Genomic DNA, 14,562 nt, shown 5'->3' with positions numbered 1-14,562 from the left:
TCATCAAAAGTCGATGATCGGAACCGTTTTTGTTTGTCCTAGATATCTCCCTGACCCTTTTTGTCAGTTGACTTTATTAAAATAAACGTTAAAGATTTAAAAGTTTTATTATTTAGTTCAAGTAATTAATACTTTCGTAAAATATTTCATTGTTTTTTCATAATTCTTCATTATATGTCAATAGTATTTCTTTGTTTTTAGAGTACAATGTTATCAAGGTAGTACATTTACAAAAGTATTACAAAAACAAAGGGGGAGATGAAGTGTTAAAGAAAAGCATGATTTTGGTGTTAAGTTTAATGATGATTGTTGGTTTTGCTGTCGGGTGTTCACCACCAGGACCTGATGTAGGAGGTCAGATAGTAAGATCGATGGTAGGGGAACCTGATAACTTTAACCCTATTCTTTATACCGAGGCAGCTTCGGGCGATATCATACCATACCTGTATGATGGCATGATGAGAAGAGATCATGAATTTGAGTTAATTCCACATGTAGCTACAAAATGGGAAATTAGCGATGATGACACAGAGATTACTTTTTGGCTTAGAGACGATGTAGAGTTTCATGATGGCGAAGGCCTTACTGCTCATGATGTAAAGTTTACATTTACAACCATGATGAATCCAGATTATCCAGGGATCAGAGGTGGTAACTTTGGACACATCGAAGATATCGAAATAATTGACGACTATCAAATTAAGTTTACCCTTTCGGAGCCATTTGGTCCGATTATGAACCACTTATCTTGGAACATAATTCCTAAACATATCTTCATCGATCAAGTTGAAGAAGATGTATCAGAGTTAGACGGTCATCCTGCAAACAGAGGCCGTACACATCCAGTAATTGGTACAGGACCTTATGTTTGGGGCGAGTGGGTTGACGGAGAATATGTAAGATTAGACAGAAACGAAAATTATTGGCTAGATGATGCGTATCCTTTTATCAACGAAATTCTATTTATCGACGTTCAAGATACCGACGCACAGATGAGGGCACTAGAGCAAGGTGAAATAAACTACTCCGGCCTTCAAGCATCACAAAGAGAGCATATTATGGCTGAAAAAGGTCCAGATGGAGATGGCACCCTTAAGTTTGAAGAAGTTGACCAGTTAGGCTATACAGCGCTATGGTATAACCATAGAGAAGATGCTTTTGGCGATGAGTTTAATCCTTTTACACAAGTAGAAGTTCGCCAAGCGATAACCCACGCACTTAATCGTCAGCAGATTATTGATGAGCTATTGGAAGGTCAAGGCTACCTGATGCACAGTCACTTCCCGAGATCTTCATGGGCGTATTCAGAGGAGCATGTATCAAAGCTTGAGTACAATATCGACCGAGCTATCGAGCTTTTAGAAGAAGCAGGCTGGGTAGAGCACGATGACTTTGAGTACAGAGCAAAAGAAATAGAGCCAGGACAGTGGCAAGAATTTAAGTTCACGCTGATTACTCATCCTGAAAACAGCACAAGAATGGATATGCAGGTTATAGCTCAAGAGCAGCTTAGAGAAGTTGGCATTAAGGTTGAGCCAGAGCTTGTAGAATGGCAAACTTTCCTAGCTAACCACGTTGATGTAGGTAACTTCCATGCCGTAATATTAGGTTGGAACTTAGGTGCAGATCCAGATCCATATAACATCTTCCATAGCGATATGATAGATGTAGGGTTTAACGATGTTGGTTACGCTAACGACGACGTTGACCGCTTAATCGAGCTAGGTCGTAACGCCGTAGATCCAGAAGAGCGTAGAGTTCATTACGCTGAGCTTCAGCAAATTATGTCTGAGGACTTACCGTACACCTTCTTATTTGCTACAAAACAGACTATAGCTGTACCTGCTAACTTAGAAGGCTATGAGGTTGGGGATATTGATTTATACTATCCAGAACAATGGTACTATGAGGAAATAGCTGCAGAATAATAAACTTAAAAAGAGGCTTCAACCTTTGGGTTGCAGCCTCTTTTTTTAATGATTTAAATGACACCTTGTAAGGTTAACTAGTTCTAGGTGCTGCACAAATAGAAGTTTTAGTTTATGTTATTTACCACCCATGTAACATAAAAGTAATAATAATAATAAACACAACCTCCCTATATATAGTAAGTCAGTAGTGTTTTTTTAGTAAAAAAATTAAAGTTACAGTAATCTTACAGAATCTACTGCATATATGTAATAGTAAAGTAACGTAATTAACTCGTTACCAAAAAAGGAGGAGATGAAGTGTTAAAAAAATCATTAGTTTTGGTGCTTAGTTTGATGATGGTTGTTGCTTTTGCTATCGGATGTTCGCCACCTGGACCAGAAGTGGGTGGGCAAATTGTAAGAGCCATGGTAGGCGAGCCTGATAACTTTAACCCTATCCTTTATACCGAAACAGCCTCAGGCGATATTATATCCTATCTTTATGACGGTATGATGAGAAGAGATCATGAATTTGAGTTAATTCCTCATATTGCTACAGAATGGAAAATTAGCGATGATGACACGGAACTTACTTTTTGGCTTAGAGATGATGTAGAGTTTCATGACGGTGAAGGGCTTACCGCTCATGATGTGGAATTTACAATTTCTACAATGATGAATCCAGATTATCCAGGTATCAGAGGTGGTAACTTTGGACACATCGAAGATATCGAAGTAATCGATGACTATCAAATTAAGTTTACTCTTTCGGAGCCATTTGGTCCGATTATGAACCACTTATCCTGGAATATAATTCCTAGACATATCTTCATCGATCAAGTTGAAGAAGATGTATCAGAGCTAGATGCGCACCCTGCAAATAGAGGTCGTACTCACCCAGTAATTGGTACAGGTCCTTATGTTTGGGGCGAGTGGGTTGACGGTGAATATGTAAGACTAGAAAGAAATGAGAACTATTGGTTAGATGATGAGTTCCCATATATCTCTGAAATTTTATTTATAGACGTTCAAGATACAGATGCTCAAATGAGAGCGCTAGAGCAAGGTGAAATAAACTACTCTGGTCTTCAAGCAACACAAAGAGAGCACATCATGGCTGAAAAAGGCCCAGATGGAGACAACACCCTTAAGTTTGAAGAAGTTGACCAGTTAGGTTATACAGCGCTATGGTATAACCATAGAGAAGATGCTTTTGGCGATAAGTTCAATCCGTTTACGCAAGTAGAAGTTCGCCAAGCGCTAACTCATGCGCTTAATCGTCAGCAAATTATCGATGAGTTATTAGAAGGTCAAGGTTACCTGATGCACAGTCACTTCCCGAGATCTTCATGGGCATATTCTGAAGAGCATGTAACAAAGCTTGAATACAATCCTGATCGAGCTATTGAACTTTTAGAAGAAGCAGGTTGGGTAGAACATGATGATTTTGAGTACAGAGCAAAAGAAATAGAGCCAGGAAAATGGCAAGAGTTTGAGTTTACTCTGATTACTCACCCAGAGAACAGTACAAGAATGGATATGCAGGTTATAGCTCAAGAGCAGCTTAGAGAAGTTGGTGTAAAGGTTGTGCCAGAGCTTGTTGAATGGCAAACTTTCCTAGCTAATCACGTTGACACAGGTAACTTCCATGCTGTAATACTAGGATGGAGCTTAGGTGCAGACCCAGATCCATTTAACATTTTCCACAGTAGTATGATAGATGTAGGCTTTAACGATATTGGTTACGCTAACGACGACGTTGACCGCTTAATCGAGCTAGGGCGTAACACGGTAGATCCTGAAGAGCGTAGAGTTCATTACGCCGAGCTTCAGCAAATTATGTCTGAAGACTTACCGTACACCTTCTTATTTGCTACAAAGCAAACAATTGCGGTACCAGTAAATCTAGAAGGTTATGAGGTTGGAGATATAGCTCTTTACTATCCAGAGCAGTGGTACTTTGAAGAAATAGCTTCTGAGTAATAATAAAGAAGAGGTTGCTAAAAAAGCAACCTCTTCTTTATTATTAAACATGAATATTACATAAAAAACTGATAAAGTTACAAAACAATGAAATGTAAACGCTAATTTCATGCAACAAAAGCTCGATTAATAGCGCATATAAACTTTGTAAACCCTCTACAACAGTATTTAAACGGACTTTTAAAAAATATTACAAAAAAATATATAAATTTTGCAGGAGTATTACAATTGATGGCGAATAAGTGTAATGAAAGGTAATGTAATTGAAATACATTACAAAAATCAAATTTATAGGGAGGTAGTTGTATGTTAAAGAAAAGTATGATTTTGGTGCTAAGTTTGATGATGGTAGTGGGCTTTGCTGTTGGTTGTGCCCCTCCAGGACCTGATGTAGGAGGGCAGATAACTAGGGCTATGATAGGCGAGCCTGACAATTTTAACCCTATCCTTTATACGGAGTCTGCATCTGGCGATATCATACCATACATGTATGATGGCATGATGAGAAGAGACCATGAATTTGAGCTAGTTCCACATGTAGCTACAGAATGGGAAATTAGCGATGATGACACAGAGATTACTTTTTGGCTTAGAGATGATGTAGAGTTTCATGATGGCGAAGGGCTTACCGCTCATGATGTGGAATTTACAATTTCTACAATGATGAACCCAGATTACCCAGGTATCAGAGGTGGTAACTTTGGACACATCGAAGATATCCAAATAATCGATGACTATCAAATTAAGTTTACCCTTTCGGAGCCATTTGGCCCGATTATGAACCACTTATCTTGGAATATAATTCCTAGACATATCTTCATCGACCAAGTTGAAGAAGATGTATCCGAGCTAGACGCGCACCCAGCAAACAGAGGACGTACAGAGCCAGTAATTGGTACAGGTCCTTATGTTTGGGGCGAGTGGGTTGATGGAGAGTATGTAAGATTAGAAAGAAATGAAAATTACTGGTTAGATGACGAGTTCCCATATATATCTGAAGTTTTATTTATCGATGTTCAAGATACCGATGCTCAAATGAGAGCGCTAGAGCAAGGTGAAATAAACTACTCTGGCCTTCAAGCAACACAAAGAGAGCACATCATGGCCGAAAAAGGTCCGGATGGAGACGATACTCTTAAGTTTGAAGAAGTTGACCAGTTAGGTTATACGTCATTATGGTATAACCATAGAGAAGATGCTTTTGACGATAAGTTTAATCCTTTTACGCAAGTTGAAGTTCGCCAAGCGTTAACTCATGCACTTAACCGTCAGCAAATTATCGACGAGTTATTAGAAGGTCAAGGTTATTTGATGCACAGTCACTTCCCGAGATCTTCATGGGCATATTCTGAAGAGCATGTAACAAAGCTTGAATACAATCCTGATCGAGCTATTGAACTTTTAGAAGAAGCAGGTTGGGTAGAACATGATGATTTTGAGTACAGAGCAAAAGAAATAGAGCCAGGAAAATGGCAAGAGTTTGAGTTTACTCTAATTACTCACCCAGAGAACAGTACAAGAATGGATATGCAGGTTATAGCTCAAGAGCAGCTTAGAGAAGTTGGCGTAAAGGTTGTGCCAGAGCTTGTTGAATGGCAAACTTTCCTAGCTAACCACGTTGACACAGGTAACTTCCACGCTGTAATATTAGGATGGAACTTAGGTGCAGATCCAGATCCGTATAACATCTTCCATAGCGATATGATAGATGTAGGCTTTAACGACATTGGTTACGCTAACGACGACGTTGACCGTTTAATCGAGCTAGGTCGTAGCGCTGTAGATCCTGAAGAGCGTAGAGTTCATTACGCCGAACTTCAGCAAATTATGTCGGAAGACTTGCCGTACACCTTCTTATTTGCTACAAAGCAAACTATAGCAGTTCCGTCTAACTTAGATGGATACGAGGTTGGAGATACAGCTCTTTATTATCCAGAGCAGTGGTTCTTTGAAGAAATAGCTTCTGAATAATAACAATAAAAAAGAGGTCTTGACTACATTTGTAGTTAAAACCTCTTTTTTATGTGTTTAAAGGACGTGTATTCTATTTTTTTACCCTTTTGAGACATTTAACATCGCTTAGATACAACCTCTGTCTTCAAGCAAACGCAGCAATGAGAAACATTAATGTAACATTAAAACGGCTGTTTACAAAAACATTTCACATAAAAACGCCACAACAGTGGGGTTTTGGCTAAAAATATAAAAATAAATTAAAAATTTATAAGTTTTTTGCAGGAATATTACAAAAGGTGGAGAATACATGTAATATAAAAGTAACATTTAGTTTTGATGTTACTAAATTAAAGGAGGTAGATGAATTGTTTAAGAAAAGTATGATTTTGGTGCTAAGCTTAATGATGGTTGTAGGTTTTGCTGTAGGTTGCGCCCCTCCAGGACCAGAGGTGGGAGGTCAGATAGTAAGAGCCATGATAGGTGAGCCTGATAATTTTAACCCTATTCTTTATACCGAAACAGCTTCTGGCGATATCATAGCTTACATGTATGACGGCATGATGAGAAGGGATCATGAATTTGAATTAATTCCTCATATTGCTACAGAATGGGAAATTAGCGATGATGACACAGAGATTACTTTTTGGCTTAGAGATGATGTAGAGTTTCATGACGGCGAAGGGCTTACCGCTCATGATGTGGAATTTACAATTTCTACAATGATGAATCCAGATTACCCAGGTATCAGAGGTGGTAACTTTGGACACATCGAAGATATCGAAGTAATCGATGACTACCAAATTAAGTTTACTCTTTCGGAGCCATTTGGCCCGATAATGAATCACTTATCATGGAATATAATTCCTAGACATATCTTCATCGACCAAGTAGAAGAAGATGTATCCGAGCTAGACGCGCACCCTGCAAACAGAGGTCGTACGCATCCAGTAATTGGTACAGGTCCTTATGTATGGGGCGAGTGGGTTGACGGAGAATATGTAAGATTAGAAAGAAATGAAAATTACTGGTTAGATGACGAGTTCCCGTTTATATCTGAAATTCTATTTATCGACGTTCAAGATACCGACGCACAAATGAGAGCGCTAGAGCAAGGTGAAATAAATTACTCCGGACTTCAAGCAACACAAAGAGAGCACATCATGGCCGAAAAAGGCCCAGATGGAGACAACACCCTTAAGTTTGAAGAAGTTGACCAGTTAGGTTATACAGCGCTATGGTATAACCATAGAGAAGATGCTTTTGGCGATAAGTTCAATCCGTTTACGCAAGTAGAAGTTCGCCAAGCGCTAACTCATGCGCTTAATCGTCAGCAAATTATCGATGAGTTATTAGAAGGTCAAGGTTATTTGATGCACAGTCACTTCCCGAGATCTTCATGGGCATATTCTGAAGAGCATGTAACAAAGCTTGAATACAATCCTGATCGAGCTATTGAACTTTTAGAAGAAGCAGGTTGGGTAGAACATAATGATTTTGAGTACAGAGCAAAAGAAATAGAGCCAGGAAAATGGCAAGAGTTTGAGTTTACTCTGATTACTCACCCAGAGAACAGTACAAGAATGGATATGCAGGTTATAGCTCAAGAGCAGCTTAGAGAAGTTGGTGTAAAGGTTGTGCCAGAGCTTGTTGAATGGCAAACTTTCCTAGCTAATCACGTTGACACAGGTAACTTCCATGCTGTAATACTAGGATGGAGCTTAGGTGCAGACCCAGATCCATTTAACATTTTCCACAGTAGTATGATAGATGTAGGCTTTAACGATATTGGTTACGCTAACGACGACGTTGACCGCTTAATCGAGCTAGGGCGTAACACGGTAGATCCTGAAGAGCGTAGAGTTCATTACGCCGAGCTTCAGCAAATTATGTCTGAAGACTTACCGTACACCTTCCTATTTGCTACAAAGCAAACAATTGCGGTACCAGTAAATCTAGAAGGTTATGAGGTTGGGGATATAGCTCTTTACTATCCAGAGCAATGGTATTTTGAAGAAATAGCTTCTGAATAAACAAACAAATAAACAAGGGATTGGCTTTAAGCCAATCCCTTGTTTATTTGTTTGAACACTTTAAAAAATGAAAATCATACAGGTAACATCGTTATATAAACAATTGCGTAACAAAAAATAACAAAGATATTGACGTAAAAAAGTTACGGTACTATTTCATTATTTTAAAAAAAACAATTGACAGACAACAAAATAACCGGTATCATACTTGTTACAAAGACACTTATATTAGGAAGTTAAGATATTTTTCAAAAAAATTAAAAATTATGCAGGAGTTTCAGAAAAAAATATAGAATAACAGTATTAACAAAGTAATATTACAGTTACTTTGTTGCAATAGGGTGATATTTGTTAACAAATATTGCTCGAATAAAATATAGGGAGGTAGATCTTTTGTTAAAGAAAAGTTTGGTGTTGGTGTTAAGCTTGGTTTTGATTGTAGGCTTTGCTGTAGGATGTACACCACCTGGGCCAGATACAGGTGGGAGAATAACAAGAGCTCTTATAGGGGATCCTGATAATTTCAATCCAATCCTCTATTCTGAGTCCGCTTCCGGAGATATCATTCCATTTTTATTTGATGGTATGATGCGCAGGAATGTTGATTTTGAGTTAGTTCCTCATATAGCTAAAGAGTGGGATGTAAGTGAGGATGATACAGAAATCACCTTTTGGCTTAATGAGGGAGTAGAGTTTCATGATGGAGTAGAATTGACAGCGCATGATGTTGAATTTACCATCGCTACCATGATGAACCCAGATTACCCAGGTATCAGAGGAGGAAACTTCCAGCATATCGAAGATATCGAAGTAATTGATGATTACCAGATTAAGTTTACTTTAATTGAACCATTTGGTCCTATTATGAACCATTTATCGTGGAATATTATACCGAAGCATATCTTCGAAGAACAAGTTGAAGAAGATATCTCGGAGTTAGATGGGCACCCTGCTAATAGAGGACGCAACGCTGATGTTATCGGAGCAGGACCATATAAATGGGGAGAATGGGTTGATGGCGAGTATGTAAGACTTACTAGAAATGACAACTATTGGCTAGATGATGAAATGCCATTTATAGAAGAACTTTATTTTATAGATGTTCAAGACACTGAAGCGCAAATGAGAGCGCTAGAGCAAGGTGAAATTGATTATGCCGGGGTGCAGCCTAGCGATAGAGAACATATTGTTTCAGAAAAAGGTCCGGAAGGAGATGGCACTCTTAAATTTGAAGAGGTGGACCAGTTAGGGTATACAGCTTTATGGTACAACCATAGAGAAGACGCTTTTGGCGATGACCTAAACCCATTTACAGATGTTAAAGTGCGTCAGGCGATAACCCATGCTATTAACCGTCAGCAAGTTATCGACGAAATCTTAGATGGACAAGGGTACCTTATGCACAGTCACTTCCCTAGATCCTCTTGGGCATACTCTGAAGAGGATATTAATAAAATTGAGTATAATCAAGAACGTGCCGGCGAGCTCTTAGATGAGGCAGGTTGGCTAGAGGTAGAAGGTTCTGATTACAGACATTTAGATGGTGATATAAACAATCAAAAATTTGAGTTTACTCTAATTACTCACCCTGAAAACAGCATAAGAATGGACATGCAAGTAATAGCTCAAGAGCAACTAAGAGAAGTTGGAATCAAAGTTGAGCCAGAGCTTGTAGAATGGCAAACTTTCTTAGCTAACCACGTTGATGTAGGTAACTTCCATGCTGTTATCTTAGGGTGGAATCTAGGTGCGGATCCTGATCCCTACAACATATTCCACAGCGACATGATAGATGTCGGATTTAATGACGTAGGATATGCTAACGATCGAGTGGACGAGCTAATTGAAGAAGGACGAGGCTTAGTGGATGAGGATGAAAGAAGAGTCCCATATGCTGAGCTTCAGAGAGTAATGTCCGAAGACTTACCGTACACATTCCTATTTGCATCTAAGCAAACCATTGCAATACCTGCAGACCTAGAAGGGTATGAAGTAGGAGACACCGCTCTTTACTACCCAGAACAATGGTATATGGAAGAACACAGTGCTGAGTAAACCATTAGCTGTTAAATAAGAGGCATTTTCATCAGCATGATGACAAGAAAAGATGCCGACGTTGTAACGTCGGCATCTTTTAATTAAACAAAAAAGATTATCATTTAGAGTGTAGATAGGTTGCTTATTTAATAATAGTATAAAATATGCAACAATTTTTAATACAATATATTATTCTTAAAAAAGCAAACAATCCCAATAATAGCAGTATTTCTTGGGTGTATAACAGACTATAACAGTTGTAAAACAGGGTGACTTTTCAATTTTATTTCGCTAAACCCTTTACAAAGAAGGGGTATCATACAGTAAAAAGATAAACTTAAAGGATTAAATTTTTATTAACAAGCAGGAATTTTGTTTAATACTATCGAATATATAGTCTTGTGAGTTCTTATTATACAACAGTATATTTTTTCAGGAGCGTTCAGTTTCCTGACTCTTATAAACTTTCACAACAGGAAAGGGGGGCGTAGTTTAAACAAAAGGCCTGGCACTACAAGATTAAAAGGAGGTTAAAACATGTCGACGTATATTTTGAGAAGACTTCTACAAATGATTCCGGTGTTTATTGGTATAACTATTGTGTCTTTTTCAATTGTTCATTTAGCACCTGGTTCTCCGATTGACCTATTTACAGGTCCAGATACACATCCGGATGAACTGGCAAGGCTACAAGAGTTATGGGGTTTAAATGACCCTGTTTATGTTCAGTATGGTAGGTGGTTTTCATCATTTATCACAGGTGACTTAGGGAGAAGCTTTAGAACAGGTGATACGGTGTTGAATATGCTTGTTAGTAGGTTGCCAAATACAATTCAGCTAAATGTATTTTCTTTAGTTTTTGCTTTGGCAGTATCCATACCGGTGGGGATATTCTCGGCTCTACGCCAATATTCCATTGCTGACTATGTAGCTACCTTCATTACATTCTTTGGTATTGCGATGCCAAACTTTTGGTATGCGTTACTCTTAATTTATTTGTTCTATATAAAGTTAGAGTGGCTCCCCGGTATGCAGATGAGAACTATAGGGATTTCTGTTGAAACCCATGGTTATTACTGGGTAATAGTTGATAGGATACGGCACTTGATTCTCCCAACTATAGTTATGGGTACTTCCGCTATGGCTAGTTTTACCCGTTATATGAGAGCTAGTATGTTACAGGTTATCAGAGAGGACTATGTAAGAACAGCTCGTGCTAAGGGACTTTCTGAAAGAGTGGTAATTTATAAACATGCTCTAAGAAATAGTATGATACCTTTAGTTACAATTCTAACCTTTACTATCCCTAGTTTGTTAGCTGGTTCTGTAGTTATTGAGACTATATTCTCTTGGCCTGGTGTAGGAAGAACGGTTTTCCAAGCTATAGGGCAACGTGATTACAATATCGTAATGGCCTTCAATACCGTTATGGCAACGCTAACTTTAGTGTTTATGTTGATAGCCGATATTGCTTATGTCGTTGTTGACCCGAGAATTAGATTCGACTAAAACCGGAAGGGGGTAATTAAAATGTCAGATATTAAAAATAAAAATGACAAACAGCAAGATGTTAAAGAGTTAAATGCTGAACAGCTCGTTAAGGAAGCTGACAAGCGAGCATCAGATAGTAGTATGTGGAATACTTTTAAAAGAAGGTTTAGAAGAAGTAAAACAGCTATAGCTGGATTTATACTTCTGATAATCATGTTTTCAACTGCTATTATTGGTCCGGTAATTTACGGAGGGTTTGAGTTTACAATTGGTGATACTGAAATATCCTGGAACGGAACCCATGGACATCATTATAGAGCTCAGAATTTAGATAACAGGTTGGCGGAACAAAGCTGGGAGCACCCGCTAGGCACAGATAGACTGGGGCGTGATGTGCTTGCTCGTGTGTTATGGGGTGGTAGAGTTTCCCTAGCTGTAGGTTTTGTTGCTATGGGGATTTCTGGAAGTATAGGGATTGTTATGGGAGCTAGTGCAGGTTACTTTGGTGGGGCGGTAGATGCTATTATTATGCGCTTTACTGAAATAGTTATGAGTTTCCCACTTTTATTCTTACTTTTAACTATATTAGCCTTTTTTGATGGGGGCATAATGCTGATAATGGTTGTAATAGGTATAACCGGCTGGACTGGTGTATGTCGTCTTGTAAGAGCTGAGTTTTTATCCTTAAGAGAGCGTGACTTTACTCAAGCAGCTCAGGCATTAGGCGCTAGCGATATGCGAATCATATTTAAGCACATTCTTCCTAACGCAATGGCACCACTTATTGTGTCGATTACCTTAGGTATCGGTGGGGCGATACTGACAGAAACAACGCTAAGTTTCCTAGGTATAGGAATTACGCCTCCAAATCCTAGTTGGGGTAATGTTCTAAACGATGGACAATCTTATCTAAGAGATCATCATTATTTGACAACATATCCTGGGATTTTTATATTCCTAACTATACTGGGGTATAACTTCCTTGGTGATGGTTTGAGAGACTCTCTAGATCCAAGATTAAAACAATAATATTTTAAAGGAAAGTAGGTGAGCTAATGTCTGAAAAACTGCTAAGTGTAAAAAACCTTAAGACTTACTTCTATACAGAAGATGGAGTTGTACCTGCTATAGATGGTGTTAATTTTGACGTTGAACCTGGAGAAACCTTAGGGATTGTTGGTGAATCAGGGTGTGGTAAAAGTGTTACCTCTTTATCGGTGATGCGACTTATACCCAAGCCACCAGGAAAAATTGAAGATGGCGAGATAATTTTTGACGGCAAAGATCTGTTAAATTTACCAGAAGACGAAATGAGAAAGCTTAGAGGTAACGAGATGTCTATGATCTTCCAAGAGCCTATGACATCTTTAAACCCAGTTTATACCGTGGGTGATCAAATTACCGAGGCTATCAAACTGCATCAGGGTAAAAACCATAAGGAAGCAGTAAAACAGGCTATTGAGATGCTTTCTCTTGTTGGTATACCTCTACCTGAAAAAAGAGTTGACGAGTACCCTCATCAACTTAGTGGTGGAATGAGGCAAAGGGTTATGATTGCTATGGCTCTTTCCTGTAACCCTAAATTACTTTTCGCCGATGAGCCGACTACAGCATTGGATGTAACTATCCAAGCTCAGATTCTTGAGCTTATGAAAAAGCTAAAAACGGAACTGGGGACATCTATAATACTTATTACCCATGATTTGGGGGTAATTGCTGAAACTGTAGATCGTGTAATCGTTATGTATGCTGGGCGTGTAGTAGAGGAAGCGCCAGTTAAGGATTTATTTAAAAAGCATCTTCATCCTTATACAGAAGGATTGATGAACTCTATTCCTAGTTTAGATGAAAGAAAGGAAAGGTTAGATTCTATTGAAGGATCAGTACCAAATCCACTGGATATGCCTTCGGGGTGCCGATTCCACCCTCGTTGTCCACACGTAATGGATAAATGTAAAGAGGAGATCCCTCAGTTAGAAGAAAAATCCAAAGGGCATACAGTTGCCTGCTGGTTACACAATTAAAGGAGGTGGGATAGATGTCGCAAGTGACAGATAAAGCTGTGAATAACGAGCAAGCTTATGAAAAACTGTTAGAAGTTAAAGACCTATATAAACACTTCCCTATTAAAGGTGGTGTATTTTCTAGAACTGTTGGGCATGTAAAGGCAGTTGATGGAGTAAGTTTTTTTGTAAAAAAAGGTGAGACTTTAGGCATTGTTGGTGAGTCGGGATGTGGCAAGTCAACTACCGGGAAAACCTTGCTTAGGCTGCTTGAGCCTACAAAGGGCGAAATATTATTCAAAGGCGAAAATGTTGCTGATTTCGATAAAGATAGATTAAGAAAAGTTAGAAGGAACATGCAGTTTGTTTTTCAAGATCCATATTCTTCGCTAAATCCACGTATGACAGTTGGAGATATAGTTGGCGAAGCTTTAGATATCCATAACATTAAAAAAGGTGACGCTAAGTACAAAAGAGTTGCAGAGCTATTAGACGTGGTTGGTCTAAGTCCTTACCATATCCGTCGTTACCCTCATGAGTTTAGTGGGGGGCAACGTCAGAGAATAGGTGTTGCAAGGGCTTTAGCATTGAACCCTGAACTTGTTATATTAGATGAGCCTGTATCAGCTTTGGATGTTTCTATTCAATCTCAGGTCATTAATCTTCTTGAGGATTTGCAGGAAGAATTTGGACTAACTTATATCTTCATCGCTCACGACCTTAGTGTAGTTAAACACATAAGTGATCGTGTTGGTGTAATGTATCTAGGAAAAATGGTGGAAATGGCTGACAAGGATACCTTGTACGACAATCCACAACATCCATATACACAAGCTCTACTTTCAGCTGTTCCAATTCCAGATCCAGAAATTAGAAAAGAAAAAATACTTCTAACAGGCGATGTTCCAAGCCCTGTTAACCCTCCTAAAGGGTGCAGATTCCACACTCGCTGTCGTTATGCAATGGACAGATGTAAAGAGGAAGAGCCAGAGTTTAGAGATATAGGGAACGAGCATTACGTAGCTTGTCATTTAATGGATAAATAAAATTATTAAATCCAGGTGAGATTTTCTCACCTGGATTTAATAATAATTCTAGATGTTAGTTATATTTTCCCTTGTTAGGTAGATATTATTAGAAAGAATATATTAG

The 14,562-nt window shown here is 38.6% G+C and carries 9 protein-coding genes; all 9 read left to right on the top strand.

The genetic code is table 11. The features are described 5' to 3' along the window. Nucleotides 1-263: 263 nt before the first annotated feature. Nucleotides 264-1,928 (top strand): peptide-binding protein, encoded by a 1,665-nt coding sequence (locus PRVXH_RS10215; RefSeq protein WP_353892670.1) that lies wholly within the window; start codon nt 264-266, stop codon nt 1,926-1,928. A 300-nt stretch (nt 1,929-2,228) separates the two neighbouring features. Continuing rightward, the gene (locus PRVXH_RS10210; protein ID WP_353892669.1) at nt 2,229-3,893 is read left to right on the top strand and encodes a peptide-binding protein; all 1,665 of its coding nucleotides are present in this window, start codon (nt 2,229-2,231) and stop codon (nt 3,891-3,893) included. A gap of 306 nt (nt 3,894-4,199) precedes the next feature. Further along, nucleotides 4,200-5,864 (top strand): peptide-binding protein, encoded by a 1,665-nt coding sequence (locus tag PRVXH_RS10205; protein ID WP_353892668.1) that lies wholly within the window; start codon nt 4,200-4,202, stop codon nt 5,862-5,864. Nucleotides 5,865-6,214: 350 nt separating this feature from the next. After that, entirely contained in the window at nt 6,215-7,879 is a 1,665-nt protein-coding gene (locus PRVXH_RS10200) for a peptide-binding protein (protein ID WP_353892667.1), read from the top strand. Nucleotides 7,880-8,272: 393 nt separating this feature from the next. After that, entirely contained in the window at nt 8,273-9,934 is a 1,662-nt protein-coding gene (locus PRVXH_RS10195) for an ABC transporter substrate-binding protein (RefSeq protein WP_353892666.1), read from the top strand. A gap of 519 nt (nt 9,935-10,453) precedes the next feature. Beyond that, entirely contained in the window at nt 10,454-11,425 is a 972-nt protein-coding gene (locus tag PRVXH_RS10190; protein ID WP_353892665.1) for an ABC transporter permease, read from the top strand. Nucleotides 11,426-11,446: 21 nt separating this feature from the next. After that, nucleotides 11,447-12,436: an ABC transporter permease gene (locus PRVXH_RS10185; protein WP_353892664.1), complete on the top strand. Its 990-nt coding sequence runs from the start codon at nt 11,447-11,449 to the stop codon at nt 12,434-12,436. Between the two features lie 26 nt (nt 12,437-12,462). Next, entirely contained in the window at nt 12,463-13,431 is a 969-nt protein-coding gene (locus PRVXH_RS10180) for an ABC transporter ATP-binding protein (protein ID WP_353892663.1), read from the top strand. A 14-nt stretch (nt 13,432-13,445) separates the two neighbouring features. Then, nucleotides 13,446-14,456 carry a dipeptide ABC transporter ATP-binding protein gene (locus PRVXH_RS10175; protein ID WP_353892662.1) on the top strand — a complete coding sequence of 337 codons (1,011 nt, stop codon included), beginning with the start codon at nt 13,446-13,448 and terminating at the stop codon, nt 14,454-14,456. Nucleotides 14,457-14,562: the final 106 nt, after the last annotated feature.

This window comes from Proteinivorax hydrogeniformans (assembly GCF_040515995.1).
In the GTDB taxonomy this organism is placed as follows: Bacteria; Bacillota; Proteinivoracia; order Proteinivoracales; family Proteinivoracaceae; genus Proteinivorax; species Proteinivorax hydrogeniformans.
This window is presented reverse-complemented; position numbering and strand designations above follow the sequence as displayed.

Coding starts and splice junctions, on each gene's coding strand:
- PRVXH_RS10190 (WP_353892665.1), top strand. CDS start 10,454: ATGTCGACGTATATTTTGAGAAGACTTCTACAAATGATTCCGGTGTTT.
- PRVXH_RS10185 (WP_353892664.1), top strand. CDS start 11,447: ATGTCAGATATTAAAAATAAAAATGACAAACAGCAAGATGTTAAAGAG.
- PRVXH_RS10180 (WP_353892663.1), top strand. CDS start 12,463: ATGTCTGAAAAACTGCTAAGTGTAAAAAACCTTAAGACTTACTTCTAT.
- PRVXH_RS10175 (WP_353892662.1), top strand. CDS start 13,446: ATGTCGCAAGTGACAGATAAAGCTGTGAATAACGAGCAAGCTTATGAA.
- PRVXH_RS10205 (WP_353892668.1), top strand. CDS start 4,200: ATGTTAAAGAAAAGTATGATTTTGGTGCTAAGTTTGATGATGGTAGTG.